The organism is Roseimicrobium sp. ORNL1 (genome assembly GCF_011044495.1).
Classification (GTDB): Bacteria; Verrucomicrobiota; Verrucomicrobiia; order Verrucomicrobiales; family Verrucomicrobiaceae; genus Roseimicrobium.
The window spans coordinates 6,498,047-6,513,542 of the sequence record NZ_CP049143.1 but is presented as its reverse complement, the minus strand read 5'-3'; the positions used below and the strand labels follow the sequence as shown (position 1 = coordinate 6,513,542).

Below are 15,496 nucleotides of genomic sequence, written 5' to 3'. Positions count from 1 at the left end.
GTAGAAATTTTCGACCATGCGCCTGCTCCATCCTGAATGGCTGCTCCTGATCCCGCTCTTCGCCGCTGCGGGATGGTACTGGCGCGGCCTGCGTCTGGAGAAGCCACTGCGGGTGGTCTGCCTGCTGCTGGTGACTTTGCTGCTCTGCCAGATCCAGGTGCGGCGTCACGGCGATGGTCTTGATCTTTGGGTGCTGGTGGATCGATCGGATTCAGCGAAGGATCTTCTCATGCCCAAGCTGGAGGAGTGGGAGGCCATCCTTGAACGGTCCAAGAAGGCGGCGGATCGCCTGCATTTCGTGGACTTCGCGGATGAGGCGGTGACGCGCGGCGCGCAATTGCGCGCGGGAAGTACGGACTTCGCGGGGAATACACGAGCCACGCGCATCAACTCTGCTGCGGGCCACGCGCTTGCGCAGATGCGGCACGAGCGCGCTTCACGTCTGCTGGTGCTGACGGACGGCTACAGCACCGAGCCCCTCGATGGTCTGACGGAGAGACTCGGCAGCCAGGGCGTGCCATTGGACTATCGACTCGCGGCGCAGCCGGCCAAGAATGACTGGCGCATCGCGGCCTTTGTCCTGCCCCGCCGGGTGCAGTTGCGCGAGGCGTTTCTCGCGGAGGTCGTGGTGCTCGCGGATCAGGATGGCAAGGTGCCACTGGAGTTGTTCCGCAATGGCGCCAGCATCGGCAAGCGCGATGTGGAAGTGGTGAATGGAGTGGGCAGATTGCGTTTCACCGACCGGCTGAGTGGCGCCGGCGCTTTCCGTTACCAGGCCACGTTGCTGCCCACGGATGATTCACTCGTGGGAAACAACACCGCTGCTCAATGGGTGGAAGTGCAGGGCGGCCCGCGCGTAATCCTGGCCACGGCCTATGAGAAGGACCCGCTCGCTGACGTGTTGCGTTCCCAGGGATTCGACGTGCAGGTGGTCACGGCGTTGAATGAGTTGCAGGTGGGTTCGCTTACCGGAGCGAAGGTTGTCGTGCTGAACAATGTCCCGGCCTATCGCATGGACTCGGAGTTTGTGCGCGCGCTTGATTTCTTTGTGCATCATCAGGGCGGTGGATTGGCCATGATTGGCGGCAAGTACAGCTTCGCATCGGGTGGCTGGTTTGGTTCACCGGTGGAGCCACTGCTGCCGGTGAGTATGGAGATGAAGCAGGAACATCGGAAGCTCGCCGTGGCGTTGGCCATCGTGATGGACCGCTCTGGCAGCATGGCGATGACCGTGCCCGGAACCTCCTTGCAAAAAATGGATCTGGCGAACGAAGGCGCTGCGCGCGGCATTGAACTGCTGGGAGACAATGACTTCGTCAGCGTCTTTGCGGTGGATAGTGAGGCGCACGAGATCGCGCCCTTGATGGCCGTGGGCCAGAATCGCGGCACGCTGCAGAATGTGGTGCGCCGGGTGGAAAGCACCGGTGGCGGCATCTACGTTTACCAGGGGCTCGTTGCCGCATGGAAGCAGCTGCAGCAGGCGCAGGTGGGACAACGGCACGTCATTCTCTTCGCGGACGCCGCGGACGCTGAGGAGCCTGGTGAATACAAACGGCTCCTCGAAGAGATGCAGAAGGAGAAGGCCACCGTGAGCGTGATTGGCCTCGGCACGGAGAAGGATCCCGACGCCGACTTCCTCAAGGACGTGGCCAAGCGTGGCAACGGCCGCATCTTCTTCAATGCGAATCCCAATGAACTGCCCGCGCTCTTTGCGCAGGAGACGGTCGCAGTGGCGAGGTCTGCGTTCGTTGAAGAGCCTGTGGCCATCAAAGGCACTCCGGGCTGGATGGAAATGGCCGCGGGAGCCATGGAGTGGATGCCGCAGGCGGACGGTTACAATCTCAGCTACCTCCGTCCCGGGGCCACACAGGCGGCGGTGACGTCTGATGAATACACCGCTCCCCTGGTGGCCTTCTGGCAGCGCGGGGCAGGGCGCGTGGCGGCGGTGAGCTGTCCGCTGGGTGGTGACTTTTCCCAGAAGACACGCGCCTGGAAAAACTATGGCAGCTTCTGCCAGAGCCTTGGGCGCTGGCTCATGGGCGAGCAGGTGCCTCCAGGGGTGGGGCTTCGCGCCGGAATGGATGGCAGCCGCTTGAAAGCCGATTTGTTCTTTGATGAAACGTGGAATGACCGCGTGGCTCAGCATGCGCCGGAGCTGGTGCTTGCCGAAGGAGCCGGTGGTGTGGCACATCCCGTAAGCTGGGAACGCCTCGCGCCCGGCCACTTCCGCGCCACCCTCGAAATCGAAGGCGAGCACTACGTGCGCGGCGCCGTGAAGATCGGTGATGCTGCCTTCCCCTTCGGGCCCATCAATTCCGTGGTGAACCCCGAGTGGAGTTTTGATCGGTCACGCCTGACCGAGTTGCGCGCTGTGAGCCAGCGCAGTGGCGGCGCGGAGCGCGTGGACTTGAGTGATGTGTGGAATGCGCCGCGCCCTCCTGCATGGAGAGATGTGCAACGCTGGCTGCTCATCGCGCTCGTTGCGATGCTCGTGTTCGAAGCCTGGCAGACGCGGACCGGATGGAATCCGCTGCGGAAGAAAGAGGCGGTGTAGCGAGTGGCTCGGATGAAATGCAAAATGATAAGTGAAAAATGAAAAGTGCAAATTGATGTCCTGAGCCTTAGCGGCGCATTTCAGACTTCATTTTGCACTTTTCATTTTTCATCTCTCACTTTGCATTCTCATCAGATCGTTGAGTAGCTGAGACGCTTTATCACCAGCCCGCCGTCTTCGCCAGTTTCTCGCAGCCCTTCACGTCCAGCTTGCCGCTGGGCAGTACGGGGATCTCCGGCACGCGGACCATCTTCTTGGGAATCCACAGCGGAGCCATGCCACGGTCGAGGAGCTTGTAGCGCAGGTCGAGAATCTCCTGCTGCACGCTGCCACCGGGGATGGTGGTGAGCAGCACGAGCGCTTCGCCCTTTTCCACATCCGGCACACCCACAACGGCAATGCGGCGGACGGCTTCGGTTTCCAAACCGAGTGCTTTCACCAGCGCATCTTCCACGGTCTCGTGCGGCACCATTTCGCCACCCACCTTGGAGAAGCGGCTGAGGCGGCCTTCGATGTAGAGGAATCCATCCTTGTCCATGCGGCCGATGTCGCCGGTGCGGAACCAGCCGTCCTTGATGACTTCTTCGGTCTTCTTCGGGTTCTTGAGGTAACCCTCGAACACGTTCGGTCCCTTGAACCAGACCATGCCACTTTCGTGGATGCTTACCGGTTCATCGGTCTCCGGATCCGTCAGCTTCACCGCGAGTCCCGGAATGAGCTGGCCCACGGAACCGAAGCGATAGCTGGGCATCACGAGGGAGCCGGACACCGCGCCGGCAGTCTCGGGATCCGGCAGGTTCACATTGCTTACCGGCGACGTTTCCGTCAGGCCATAACCTTCGAAGACCTTTTTGCCAAAGCGGGCTTCGAACGCTTCCGCGACGGCCTTGGGCAGCTTTTCCGCTCCAGTGACCACGAGCTTGAGTGACGTGAAGAGCTCGGGATTCACGCCCTTGAGGTAGCCTCGCAGGAAGGTCGGCGTGGAGATGAAGAGCGAGATCTTGTGCTTGCCGATGAGTTCCGCGAGCTTCTTCGTCTCAAGCGGTGTCGGGTAGGTCACCAGTCCAATTCCCTGGATGATGGGATACCACAGCGTAACGGTGCAACCGAAGCTGTGGAAGAGAGGCAGGCAGCCGAGGATCTGGTCATCGTGCTTGAGCGCGAGACGCGAGCCGAACTGCATGACATTCGCCATGAGGTTGCGGTGCGTGAGAGCCACGCCCTTGGGCTCACCACTGCTTCCGCTGGTGAAGAGCAGCAGCGCTTCCTTGTCACCACCTTTGGTGGAAATGCCCAACAGGGATGCCAGCACGCTCGCGGGAAGCACCTTGGAAAGGAGGAACCAGGTGGTCATCTTGCCCTTCAAGGTCGGCAGCGTGCGTTCGATGAACGTGAGCTGGCGATTCGGAGGCCAGGGGAAGGTCTGCAGCTTCCGGACAAAGAGATCCGCCGTGAGGTAGTGATCCAGATCCGCCTGCTTGATGGCGCTCTCCACCGCCGGGCGACCCGCGCTGAAGTTGATGTTCACCGGCACCTTGCCGGCGAAGAGCACCGCGAGATTCGCGATCATGGCGCCGGAGCCGGGAGGCAGGATGACGCCTACGCGCGGCTTCTGCGTCACCGACTTCACGTGCTTGCTCAGCGCGATGGCTGCGGCGAGGACCTTGTCGTAGGTGAGAGTGGAGCTTTCCTTCTCATCCTTGCCGTCGATCAGCTTGAGCGAGCCGTGCTTTTTCAGGCCCTTGAGAAGGGCATACGCCAGGCTCATGTCCAGCGTGGGATTCTGTGAGAAGGCCTCCTCATTGAGCGCCATCAGGGATTCCTGATACTTCGCGACCGTGACATTGGCATCGCGCAACACCGGGCCAAAGGCATATACGGCTTCCCCTTCGGATTTGCGGGATTCAATCGCCAGCAGGATATCGTTGGAGTGGAGCACGTACAGCGGCAGCACCGGCACATGGGCCTCCATCAGAAATTCAAGACGCGTGCCGGGCACGGAGGAGAGGGGCGCGGTCTGGGTGACCGCCAGCTGGGGCACGTAGATCACCACGCTGCCCTTCTTCACCTCATCCTGGATTTCCTTGCGCAGCGCGCTGGTGTCCGTGGAGTCCGGTACGATTTCCAGGGCATGCACGCTCTCGCCGTGCAGGTGGCTCTTCACCCGGGGATCCAACGCGGCACCCTGAACGGTGAGGTACACGAGGGTGCGCCCGTGGAAAATTTTCTCCAGGTGCAGCACATCATGATAGCCAAGCTGGCTGGGGATGAGGAGTACACCATCAGACGGCAGATGCTCCCTGCCAAGAATGGGACTGTCTTTCAGTTTGGGGACGGCAGGGGTCGTGGACATCGGCGGGCGGCGGGGAGCCGTCACCCTAGCGACCTTTTACACGTTGACAAAGGAGACTTTGAGCGAATGCACGCTCACTTCTTTTGTCAGAGTCCCGGCGGGCGGTCGCCGACGGAGCGCACGGCAGGTCCGCCGCCATTGGGCGCCTGCGGATCATAGACCTGGCCGCCCGTCACCCCGATGGTGCGCTGGTCTGCCTGGACGACGAGCGCCGGGCGGTTCGACTTGATCTCCTTGTGGTAACCGTGGAATTGAACTTTGCCCTGCGAGTCCATGCTCATGTGTGCGTAGGTGTGCGGCGCCATCATGAAAAGCACATGCAGGGTGTTGTTCGCGTCGAGAGTCATCTGGGGATTCATTACCATGATGCACTGTCCCAAGGCCTGGGTGGCGAGGCGGATGTTGGTGTTCTGATCCACCAGACGCGCGTAGAGATAGGTGTGCTCGACGTCGCGCACGAGGACCAAATCATACCGCCGGATCTGTCCGGCATTGGGCAGGCCCATCGGCACGCCGAATGTCTTGTCCCAAAATGCCTTCGAGTCGACGAAGGTTGCCCGTGCGCGGTTGGACTGGTAGGTCTGCTGGCTGGTCGGGTGGTACACCAGGGCGCTGACGCCGTAGTTCCCATACTCCGTGAAGGGGTGGGTATCCGTGATCAGCACCTTGCGGCGGTAGGTGGAGCCGGCCTTGAAGACGAAGGTCTCGTCGGCGCGGGCGCGCATCATCGGCACCTGATTGCCATCCGGGCCGGCTACATCGAAGCTGAGCCAGGAGGCGTTGTTGCGTCCGCCCATGACCACGTCGGCGCCGGAGCGATTGATAATCGTGATCGTGCCCACCACCACTTCACCGACCAGGTAGCTCTGCTTGTTCAGAATAAGCTGGGTCTCGAACTGGGCACGGGCCGGCACCACTGCGAGGAGGGAAAGCAGCAGGAGCAGGCAAAGGGGGGAGAGGCGGCGACTGGACATGATGAACGGGGGGAAAACAAAGGAAGCGTATCTGGAAACGCGCGCCGTGGCAATGGGGCGTAAAAGGAAGTCTAAAATAGGCTCAGGGCGCGGCCCCGGCAGCAGTGGCAGCGGCAGGGGGTGGCGTATCGCTCACCGTGCGGAATCCGCGGGCGATGGTAGCATTTTCCGGGGAATCCGCAAAGATTCGGAGGGTCAGTTCATTCTCAGGCCGGTTCAGGGCGAAATTCCCCCCGCGCACCACCGGTACCGGGAGGTCAGGGTAGTCGGGGTGATTTGCCTGCGTAGCGGTCCACTCCTCCACATTCCCGGCAAGGCCGATCACACCATCTTCGCTCACGTCCTCAGGCATCTTGTCTTCGGGAGCCCAGAAGTTGTAGCCATCCGTGGCGCCGCCTTTCCCCTTGGGGTCGTAGTCGCTTCCCAGATTGGCCGCCTTTGGCTTGGCGTCATTTCCCCAGGGATGAAGACGGCCATCCCTGCCGCGTCCGGCGCGTTCCCATTCCTCCTCGGTGGGCAGCCGGTGACCGCGCCACTTCGCGTAGGCCCAGGCATCCCACCAGTCGACGTTCGTGATGGGGCAGTTGATGTTGACCGGCTGGTTGTTGAAGTAGCCCGCCGTGCGCGCCGCGCCGAGGTAGTCGGTCCACTTGTCGGGCAGGTGATCCTTCTTCGCCGCGGGTTGGTCGGGATGGTCGTACTGTTTGGCTTTCGCAGGATCCTTGGCGAGGGCATCCAGGAACTCCGCGTACTGGCCAATGGTGACTTCGTACTTGTCGATCCAGAAGGCGTTGTTGACGCGCTTCTGCGCATCCTTCTGGTACACAAACTCCCCGGCGGGAATGGCCACCATCTCCGACTGCAGCGGCTTGGGCGGCGGCGGTGGTGTGTTCCGGTTGCGCAGCACGATGCCGGTCACCAGGCCCACCACGACTACCGCAGAGAGGCCAAGCACCCAGATGGGCACGCTGGTCCGCTCATGCGCGGCCTTGATGTCATGAGCCTCCTTGGTGTCTGCCCTTTTCAGGAGGCTGCGCTCATGAAATTCTTCCTGCAATTCCTTGGCGCGATTGGTCAGGCCTTCCCACGTGTGGGATTCGCGCACAAGATCATCAATCTGGTGACGGGCGCGCGGGCCATCCGCCAGCCCTCGCAGCATGATCAGGAGCTTCTTTGTGTCCGCCTGGAAATCGCGCGGCTTGCTGCCAGGAGGACGGAAGACGTTCACGATGCTGGCCTGGCCTTCGTCATCCACGAACACGTCGCGAGGACTGAGCATACGGTAATGGTGGCCACGTCCGGTGGCGTGCCCCATCGCTTCCGCAACATTGGCAATGATTTCGACAAGCTGCTTTTCCTTGAACTTTGTCCCCGATTCCTGGAGTTCCTCGATGGAGCGTCCGTTGGGCAATTCACGCGTGTAAAAATGGCGTCCATCCACTGCAAGCGCCTCATAGAGCGGGGCGATTCGTGGATGGGCAATGGAGGCTTTCACGCGCTCGCGTTCGTGGAAGGCATCGAGCGCTCCGGGCTGGTCTGTCTGGTCAGGGCGCAGCAGCACCAGCACCACCTTGCGATTCACTCCCCGCTGGATGGCCAGATAGGTCTCCGAATCACGTTCCGCGTAGAGATCTTCGGTGATGGTGTAGTTCCCGAGCGCGGTATTGGGTGGCAGGGAGTGAGGTTTGTTCTCCTCATCCTCGTCCACCAGGATGGCCTTCTGCACGGAGGAATCGTCAGCGGTGGCCGCTACTGCCACGGCCACCGCGACCGGTGCCGAGGGGACTGATGGAACTGCCGACGGCGCCTGCACCACTTCACAAACGCCCACGATTTCGCTGATGAGTTCGGACTCATTCACCGGCTCCAGCATGAGCGGGCATCCGTCAAAGTATTGCTCGTAGCCGGCCATCTCATACCGGCTGGTGAAGATCGTGCGCAGCTCTGGAAACTTCTGCCGTACCGCGTCACGCAGATCAAAGCCGGTGTAACCGCCCTCCCTGAGGTATCCCTCGCTCACCAGGACATCGAGGCGTTTCAGGGTCTGGGCCACGATCACGCCGGCCTCGGCATCGTCCGCCTCCAGCACGGTCACGCCCTGGCGCGTGAGAGCGGCGACGCGCTGGGTGCGGACCTCCGGGTTCGGGTCCACATACAGCACCACGAGTGAGGAGCCGGAAATGTCGTTCACTTGGGGAAGAGGGAGTTGTCCAGGCCTCCGGGCGAGTTGCGCCGGGCCGTTTCCCGCAATGACTCAGGCTGCACCTGTTCACCCACCAGTTTGTTTTGGTAGAACAGTTTCACTATATAACCGTGAAATTTGCGCTTGCCGAGATCGCGGATTTGCTCGGCGGTGGGAGGCGGAAGGTCGTACACTACGTCCACCAGTTCCTCACGTGTGTCCTGCCAGTCCACGGGCTCGGACACCCAGCTTGTCCTGGGTTGATCGGCCCGCACCTGCTCGATGCGTTCGCCATTGTTGACGGATTCGTAGAGCAACACATGAATGTCCATTTCCGCGGCGTTGATGGTCGCGCCGGGCGAGGAGATGATGGGCACGCGCACCGTGACGCGCTCTCCCTTTTGCACTGTGGGATCCTGAATCACCTGGCAGGTGCCAAGGCTCACGGGGCTCGAGGCGGCAGCACCCGGGGCTGGGCTGGATTCAGCGGCGTCCAGCTTGGACTTGGCCAGCAGGAAGTATCCACCGGCTTCGGCCTCACCAAGGGTGGAGAGCTGTTTCCAGAACCCCTGGGCCTTGGAGTTCAGGCCCATCAATTCGTAGGTCAGGGCCATCTCCCCAAGAATCTCGGGGTGGTTCGGTTCCCGGAGATCTGCCGTGCGCAGTTCATTGAGGGCCGCTTCCATGTCCTGCAGCTTGCGGGCTTCGCGGGCGGCGTGCACCGATTCCCGGGCCTGCGGGTTCTTCAGTTCCTTACCCGGAGGCAGAGCGGGAAGGCGGGACGGTGGGGCAGATTCACCCAGCGGAGAGTAGTTGCCTGACGCCATCGTCACGGGCACGCCGCTGAGAGGCGGCATGTTGTTCGTGACCGGCGGGGGTGGCAGGCTGGCGAGCGTCGTGGCGGTGGGAACCGGGGGGCGCTCCAGCGGCACGAAAGGCACCGCGGGAGTGATGGGTGCAGAGAGATTGGCTGGCGGAGCCGGGTTCGCGAGCAGGGTCGGATTGGGATTGGACGGCAGGATGGTGGAGGGACCTGCCGGGTACGGGATCGATCCAGGGGGCGTGGGCACCTCGGTGATCGGAACGGCCGGAGCAGTGGCAATTGGCTGCCCGGTCCCCTGGTGCGCGAGGGCAACGGCATTCCCGGGCTGGCCTACTCCGTGCCAGAATGCCCAGGCCGCGCTGGCCACCGTGGAGGCCGCCAGCACGCACAATACCCCTTGGGCAAGGTAGTGAGCCTTGTCCGAATCCGGGTGCAAAATGGCTGAAGCTTGAGGCATCAAAAAAATTTGGAACCTGAATGCTAGGGGTTTGTCCCCAGCGTGTCAATCACCCGCAGGACTTTCACCAAGTCATCTTGGTTTTTTGCACGTTTCCGTCGAAGAGAGAGGTTCGTACGGAGGAAAAAGAATGCTTATTGGCGTTGACGTACGGCCTCAAAAAGGCACACGCCGGTGGCCACACTTACGTTCAGGCACGGCACCTTCCCGTTCATCGGGATTTGGGCCAGGAAATCGCAGCGCTCGCCCGTGAGGCGGCGCATGCCCTCGCCTTCGGCTCCCATGACAATGCCGACGGGGCCTTTCAAATCGAGCTGGTAGATGGACTTGCTTGCTTCATCCGCGGTCCCCACGAGCCAGACGCCGAGGTCCTTCAGCTTGTCCATGGCGCGGGCCAGGTTCGTCACGCGGGCGATGGGCACGTTCTCTGCACCCCCGCAGGATACGCGGCGTACGGTGTCGGTAACGGGGGAGCTCTTGTCCTTGGGCACCACCACCACGGCGACCCCGGCAGCGTCCGCCGTGCGCAGGCAGGCACCGAAGTTGTGGGGATCCTGCACGCAGTCGAGGATCAGCACGAGCGGATTCGGGCTGGCTCCGATCAACTGTTCCAAATCGCCCTCGTCATAGAAATGGACATCGCCAACAGCGGAAGAGTGCTTGTTGGCTCGGGCTTCGGGGCGGTCGTGGCGGCGCATGGGGAGAAAACAGGACAGGATAGATCCGATGTGAGGGACCAAGAGTCAAGCCGCGACGTACTTACTCTTCCAACGCACGTCCAATCAGCTCGGAGCCGTACATGGGCTTCGGCACCTCACGCGGCTCGCACAGGATGCGCACCATGCGGTCGAACACCTCCTTGCCGTTCACGATCTCGATCTCCACGCGGAGGAAGTAGATGGGCACCACCAGATCCTTGATCTCGGGGAAACGCACAAAGTCCTTCTCCGTGGTGACGATCATCTCCACGTCACGGCGCTCGCAGCGGTCGAAGAATTGTTTGATTTCACGTAGCGTGAACCGGTGGTGATCCGCGAAGCGGTGGAAGACCTCGACCTTCGCGCCGAGTTTGCGCAGGCCGTTTTCGAAGCTCTCCGGTACCGCAATGCCGCTGACCGCGCCGATGTGCGTACCGTACAATCGCTCCAGCGGGATGCGCTCGCGTGTCACGATGTTCTCCAGGTGCATCGGCCGGTGCCGGCACTCGATGATCTCCGCCACGCGGTTGTATTTGCGAAGGTCCTTGATGATGGCGGTGTTGTCCGAGCCATCGCACTTTGTGAGGAAGATGTAGCTCGCGCGCTTGAGGTGGCGCGGCGGCTCGCGCAGCGTGCCACGGGGGAGGAGATAGCCGTTCCCCCAGGCGGAGGTGCGGTCCACCAGCACCATGTCGAGCCGGTGTTTCAGTCGCAGATATTGCAGGCCATCATCCAGCAGCAGGATGTCCGCGCCAAAATTCTCGATGGCATGCAGGCCAGCCTTCACGCGATCCTTGTCCACCACGACGGGCACACCGGGGAGGTTGCTGGCCAGCATGAAGGGTTCATCGCCGGCGGTGTGGCTGTCCAGCAGCACGCGCTCGCCATCGCTCACCACGCGAGGCGGATTTTGCGGAAGCTTTTCACCGCGGATGCGCGCCAGCCATTTCGTCCAGATGCGCACGCGTTTCTGCCGCTTGCTCTTGTAGCCACGGCTGAGGATGGCGGGCTTGCGACCGCGTTTCTGCAGGGCGCGTGCGAGGAGTTCCGCGACGGGAGTCTTGCCGGTGCCACCGACCGTCAGATTCCCGATGCTGATGACCGGAATGCCGAGGTGATGATCGTGGATGTAGCGATCCCGGTAGAGCTTCAACCGAAGACGCACGAGGCCTGCATAGACATACGACAGCCCGTGAACCAGCACGCGCGCGAGGCTTTCCTTCCACCCGCGGCGGTTGTGGAGAATCACCTCGATGCCCCACTGCTCCAGTTCTTCGAGGCGATCCTTCATTTCGGTCAAGCGGTGCCTGGAATAGGTTTCGCACCTGTGTTGTCCGCGGCCACAATGATGGTGCGGCCGTTTGCGCCGGTCTTGGCCAGCTCCTGAAGCATGGCGGAAGCGATGGCATCCGGGTCACCTGAAGTCGTGAGGCACGCCACGGCGGAACCCGAGCCGCTGAGGTAGCCACCGATGGCTCCCGCAGTCACTCCGGCATGGACGATTTCAAACAAACCGGGCACGAGGTGGCGGCGGTAGGGCTGATGCAGAAAGTCCTCCAGGTCCGCGCCCATGCGCTCATACTCCCCAGTGGCGAATGCCGCGACCAGGGTGCAGGCGTGCGCCGTGTTCCGCGCGGCATCTCCGTGGGGCACGCTCTCTGGCAGGGCGGTGCGGGCATGGGCGGTTTGCACCTCATACTCCGGGATGAGGATCACGGCCTTCAGGCGCTCATCCACGGGAAAGCGGAAATGCTGTTCCTTGCTGGCCACGGCGAATCCACCGAAGACGGCAGGAGCCACATTGTCTGGGTGGCCCTCCGCTTCCGCGCAGAGCGTAAAGAGACGTTCCTTGTTCAGGGGCCTGCCGCAGAGTTCGTTCAGCCCCATGAGGATACCGAGGCGGACCGTCACGCTGCTGCCCAATCCGCGGGACTGGGGGACATCTCCCTGGATGCTCCAGGCGAAGGGGAAGGGTGCCTCCTCCACATCCGGCTGCTGGAAGAAGAGGGCGGCGATGGCCTCCACCATGGGGTGGTGCGGCTCGACGTGCGGGCGGTCGCCTTCCAGAATCGTGACGGTGGTCTGGTTGTAGACGGAGAGGGCCAGGCCAAGACAATCGTAGCCGGGACCCAGATTGGCGGAAGTGGCTGGAACGGAAATGGTGACGGATTGGGGCACCCGGATAGCATGCCGAAGGTGACCCGTCCGGCAAATGGCGAATGTACGAAAGTAGCTGTCACCGGACCGAAGCAATTTCGCATTCCCAGTCGACAATCGCCCCGCGCCGTTCATTGGTCACTGCTTCCCGCATCCCTATTTCCAACTCCCATCATGGCACGTTTCGACAACCGCGCTCCCGATCAGCTTCGCGAAATCCGCTTCCAGCCCGACATTGCCCCGCACGCCACAGGCTCGGTGCTGGTCTCCTTTGGCAAGACCCAGGTGATTTGCGCAGCGACAATCCAGGATGAAGTGCCGCGCTGGATGAAGGTGCAGGGCGTGCCCGGGGGCTGGCTCACGGCGGAGTACTCCATGCTGCCGTACTCCACGCTCGACCGGAAGGACCGCGACATCAGCAAGGGCAAGCTCGACGGCCGCAGCCAGGAAATCCAGCGCCTCATCGGCCGCAGCCTGCGCGCCGCGGTGGATCTCGAAAAGCTCGGACCCCGCACCCTGTGGATCGACTGCGACGTGCTCCAGGCCGATGGCGGCACGCGCACGGCCAGCATCACGGGCGCCTGTGTGGCTGCCTCCATGGCCTTCAACCGCCTGCTGCAAAAGGGCGTGCTCACCCAGCAACCGCTCAAGAAGAAGGTGGCCGCGATCAGCGTGGGCATTTTCCGCAACCAGGCTCTGCTCGACCTCTGCTATGAGGAAGACCGCGATGCTGAGGTGGACTGCAATCTCGTCATGACCGAGGACGGCCAGTTCGTGGAAATTCAGGGCAGCGGTGAGGAATCGACGTTCAGCGAAGCCCAGCTCAACGCGATGCTTGGTCTCGGCAAGAAGGGCATCCTCGAGATCTGCAAACTGCAGGAGGAAGCCATTCGTGCCGTGGAGCCGAAGGGCGCCACGCCCCCTCCTTCGGGCGCCATGTCGAATCTTGCGGATGCTTTCAAACGCCTCTGAGGAATGCTGGAGAAAAGCGGGAAGCCGGGCGAACTCCAGCTTCCCGTTGACCGCTCCGCCCCATCCAGCTAAGTGACCCGTTCCATGTCCGACCGCCAGCATACGCTCGCCAAACCAGCCTCCATTGAAGGCACCTCTCTACATACCGGTGAGAAGGTCACCCTGACCCTCCAGCCCGCGCCGGAGAACTTTGGCTTCAAGTTCCGCCGCATGGACATTGAAGACAAGCCGCTCATCGACGCGAGCATCGACAAGGTGCAGAAGGTGGAGCGTGCTACCACGATTGCCGATGGCGGCGTGAACGTGCACACGGTGGAGCACGTGCTCAGTGCGCTCATCGGCATGGGCGTGGACAATGCCATCATCGAGATGGATGCCCAGGAGCCGCCGATTGTGGATGGCAGCTCGCTTCCCTTTGTGCAGCTTATCAAGCAGGCAGGCATTGCCGAGCAGTCTGAGCGCCGCCGCGTGTTTGAGGTGCGCGAGCCCATCCACATCGAGTCACGCGATGGCTCGCTGCTCACCGTGGTGCCGGACAAGAAATTCCGCATCTCCTGCACGAACGTGGGTCCTCAGGGACGCGCCACCCAGTTCTACTCCACGGAGATCACCCCGGACATCTACGAGAAGGAAATCGCGCCTGCGCGCACCTTCACCTTCTACGAAGACATCGCCCACCTCATGGAGAAGGGGCTCATCAAAGGCGGCACGCTGGAGAGCGCGATTGTCATCCGTGGCGAGACGGCCTGGACCAAGCACCCGCTGCGCTTCGCGGAGGAGTTCGTGCGGCACAAGATTCTCGACATCGTGGGCGACCTGAGCCTGCTGGGCCGCCGTATCCTCGGCCACGTGATCGCGGTGCGTCCCGGACATGGTCCGAATGCCGAACTCACCCGCGCACTGAGCAAGTCCTACAATGAGATGCGTGCCATGGTGCCGGTGCCATTCAATCTTCCCTCCGGCGACGCGGTGCTGGATGTGAATGAGGTGATGCGCATCCTGCCGCATCGTTACCCCTTCCTGCTCGTGGATCGAATCATTGGCTTCGAAGGCGAGAACAAGTGCACGGGCGTGAAGAACGTCACCATCAACGAACCCTTCTTCCAGGGTCACTTCCCTGGCCATCCCGTGATGCCGGGTGTGCTGCAGCTTGAGGCCATGGCCCAGGTCGCTTCCATCCTCCTGCTCCGCACGCCGGGAAATCAAGGCAAGATCGGCTACTTCATGAGTGCGGACAATGTGAAGTGGCGCCGCCCGGTGATGCCCGGTGACACCCTCTTGATTGAAGCAGAACTCCTCAAGGTGAAGCGTTCCGTCGGTCAGGCTCGCGGGCGTTGTGTCGTCAACGGACAGGTCGTCAGCGAGGCTGACCTGATGTTCAGCCTTTTGGATCGCTAGGATTAGAAGTCACGCATGCCCACACAGATTCACCCCACCGCCATCGTGGATCCCGGCGCGCAGATCGGCGCGGATGTGGTCATTGGTCCGTACTGCGTCATCGGTGACAAGGTGGTCATCGGTGATGGCTCATGGCTGCAGAATCATGTGACCGTGATGGGCCCCTCTACCATCGGCAAGGGGAACAAGATCTACTCCTACGCCAGCATCGGCCAGCAGACGCAGGACTTGAAGTACGCGAGTGAGCCGACCTACCTCGAAGTGGGCGATGACAATGTCTTCCGCGAGTTCTGCACCGTGAACCGCGGCACCTTGCCCGGCACGAAGACCATCGTGGGCAGCCACAATCATTTCCTGGCCTACAGCCACATCGCCCATGACTGCATCGTGGGAAATCACGTCATTTTCTCCAACAATGGCACCCTCGCGGGCCATGTGACGGTGGAGGACCACGTGATCCTCGGCGGTCTCACGGCCGTGCATCAGTTCTGCCGCATCGGGAAACACTCCATCACGGGTGGCTGCTCGAAGGTGGTGCAGGACATCGTGCCCTACACCATTGTGGATGGCAATCCGGCGCGCGCGCGTGGCGTCAACATCGTGGGCCTGCAGCGCAACGGCTACAGCGAGGATCAAATCCGGGCGGTGCGCGATGCGTACAAGGTGCTCTATCGCAAGGGGCTCAATCAGACGCAGGCGCTGGAGAAGCTGCGTGAGGGTACAGCGACTGCGGAAGTGGAGCATCTCATCAACTTCATCAGTGGAAGCCAGCGAGGCATTGTCAGTGCGGGGCGGAGTGGTGGGGATTGATCTGGTGCCTTTGCGGCGGAGTCACACGCCAAACATGGGTGTGTTGGTGTGCATGGGCTTCAACGCAGAGACACAGAGACGCAGAGGAACTTCGGAGACTGAGGGTGACGTGCGGTGA

Annotated in this window: 11 protein-coding genes; 4 read left to right on the top strand and 7 right to left on the bottom strand. The window is 61.9% G+C overall.

The features are described from left to right. Positions 1-16 precede the first annotated feature (16 nt). Positions 17-2,554: a VWA domain-containing protein gene (locus G5S37_RS26200; protein WP_165208193.1), complete on the top strand. Its 2,538-nt coding sequence runs from the start codon at positions 17-19 to the stop codon at positions 2,552-2,554. 160 nt (positions 2,555-2,714) lie between these two features. On the opposite strand, the gene G5S37_RS26195 is transcribed toward G5S37_RS26200, so the two are convergent. From G5S37_RS26195 to thrB, 7 genes are all read right to left on the bottom strand, one after another. Then, complete coding sequence (locus tag G5S37_RS26195) at positions 2,715-4,907, bottom strand: AMP-binding protein (protein WP_165208191.1); 2,193 nt, start codon at positions 4,905-4,907, stop codon at positions 2,715-2,717. A gap of 86 nt (positions 4,908-4,993) precedes the next feature. After that, the gene (locus tag G5S37_RS26190) at positions 4,994-5,881 is read right to left on the bottom strand and encodes a hypothetical protein (protein ID WP_165208189.1); all 888 of its coding nucleotides are present in this window, start codon (positions 5,879-5,881) and stop codon (positions 4,994-4,996) included. A gap of 82 nt (positions 5,882-5,963) precedes the next feature. Further along, positions 5,964-8,072 (bottom strand): SUMF1/EgtB/PvdO family nonheme iron enzyme, encoded by a 2,109-nt coding sequence (locus G5S37_RS26185; RefSeq protein WP_165208187.1) that lies wholly within the window; start codon positions 8,070-8,072, stop codon positions 5,964-5,966. Beyond that, positions 8,069-9,343 carry a hypothetical protein gene (locus G5S37_RS26180; protein ID WP_165208177.1) on the bottom strand — a complete coding sequence of 425 codons (1,275 nt, stop codon included), beginning with the start codon at positions 9,341-9,343 and terminating at the stop codon, positions 8,069-8,071. The genes G5S37_RS26185 and G5S37_RS26180 overlap by 4 nt, the downstream gene beginning before the upstream one ends. 134 nt (positions 9,344-9,477) lie before the next feature. Next, the gene (rlmB, locus tag G5S37_RS26175; RefSeq protein ID WP_165208175.1) at positions 9,478-10,041 is read right to left on the bottom strand and encodes a 23S rRNA (guanosine(2251)-2'-O)-methyltransferase RlmB; all 564 of its coding nucleotides are present in this window, start codon (positions 10,039-10,041) and stop codon (positions 9,478-9,480) included. A gap of 61 nt (positions 10,042-10,102) precedes the next feature. Beyond that, positions 10,103-11,332 (bottom strand): tetraacyldisaccharide 4'-kinase, encoded by a 1,230-nt coding sequence (gene lpxK / locus G5S37_RS26170; RefSeq protein WP_165208173.1) that lies wholly within the window; start codon positions 11,330-11,332, stop codon positions 10,103-10,105. Positions 11,333-11,337: 5 nt separating this feature from the next. Then, a complete protein-coding gene (gene thrB / locus G5S37_RS26165; RefSeq protein WP_165208171.1) occupies positions 11,338-12,219 on the bottom strand; it encodes a homoserine kinase in 882 nt (293 codons plus the stop codon). A gap of 153 nt (positions 12,220-12,372) precedes the next feature. Between thrB and rph the strand changes: the two genes are divergently transcribed. The 3 genes from rph (at position 12,373) to lpxA (ending at position 15,378) form a co-directional block, all read left to right on the top strand. Continuing rightward, positions 12,373-13,170: a ribonuclease PH gene (rph, locus tag G5S37_RS26160; RefSeq protein ID WP_165208169.1), complete on the top strand. Its 798-nt coding sequence runs from the start codon at positions 12,373-12,375 to the stop codon at positions 13,168-13,170. A gap of 84 nt (positions 13,171-13,254) precedes the next feature. Continuing rightward, positions 13,255-14,568 carry a bifunctional UDP-3-O-[3-hydroxymyristoyl] N-acetylglucosamine deacetylase/3-hydroxyacyl-ACP dehydratase gene (locus G5S37_RS26155; RefSeq protein WP_165208167.1) on the top strand — a complete coding sequence of 438 codons (1,314 nt, stop codon included), beginning with the start codon at positions 13,255-13,257 and terminating at the stop codon, positions 14,566-14,568. 15 nt (positions 14,569-14,583) lie between these two features. Continuing rightward, positions 14,584-15,378, top strand: coding sequence for an acyl-ACP--UDP-N-acetylglucosamine O-acyltransferase (lpxA, locus tag G5S37_RS26150; RefSeq protein WP_165208165.1), 795 nt, complete (start codon positions 14,584-14,586; stop codon positions 15,376-15,378). The last annotated feature ends 118 nt before the right edge of the window (positions 15,379-15,496 follow it).

Bases quoted from the DNA above. Each gene is read 5' to 3' on its own strand.
- lpxK (WP_165208173.1), bottom strand. From the start codon at position 11,332: ATGAAGGATCGCCTCGAAGAACTGGAGCAGTGGGGCATCGAGGTGATT.
- G5S37_RS26180 (WP_165208177.1), bottom strand. From the start codon at position 9,343: ATGCCTCAAGCTTCAGCCATTTTGCACCCGGATTCGGACAAGGCTCAC.
- rph (WP_165208169.1), top strand. From the start codon at position 12,373: ATGGCACGTTTCGACAACCGCGCTCCCGATCAGCTTCGCGAAATCCGC.
- G5S37_RS26190 (WP_165208189.1), bottom strand. From the start codon at position 5,881: ATGTCCAGTCGCCGCCTCTCCCCCCTTTGCCTGCTCCTGCTGCTTTCC.
- G5S37_RS26195 (WP_165208191.1), bottom strand. From the start codon at position 4,907: ATGTCCACGACCCCTGCCGTCCCCAAACTGAAAGACAGTCCCATTCTT.
- lpxA (WP_165208165.1), top strand. From the start codon at position 14,584: ATGCCCACACAGATTCACCCCACCGCCATCGTGGATCCCGGCGCGCAG.
- rlmB (WP_165208175.1), bottom strand. From the start codon at position 10,041: ATGCGCCGCCACGACCGCCCCGAAGCCCGAGCCAACAAGCACTCTTCC.
- G5S37_RS26155 (WP_165208167.1), top strand. From the start codon at position 13,255: ATGTCCGACCGCCAGCATACGCTCGCCAAACCAGCCTCCATTGAAGGC.
- G5S37_RS26200 (WP_165208193.1), top strand. From the start codon at position 17: ATGCGCCTGCTCCATCCTGAATGGCTGCTCCTGATCCCGCTCTTCGCC.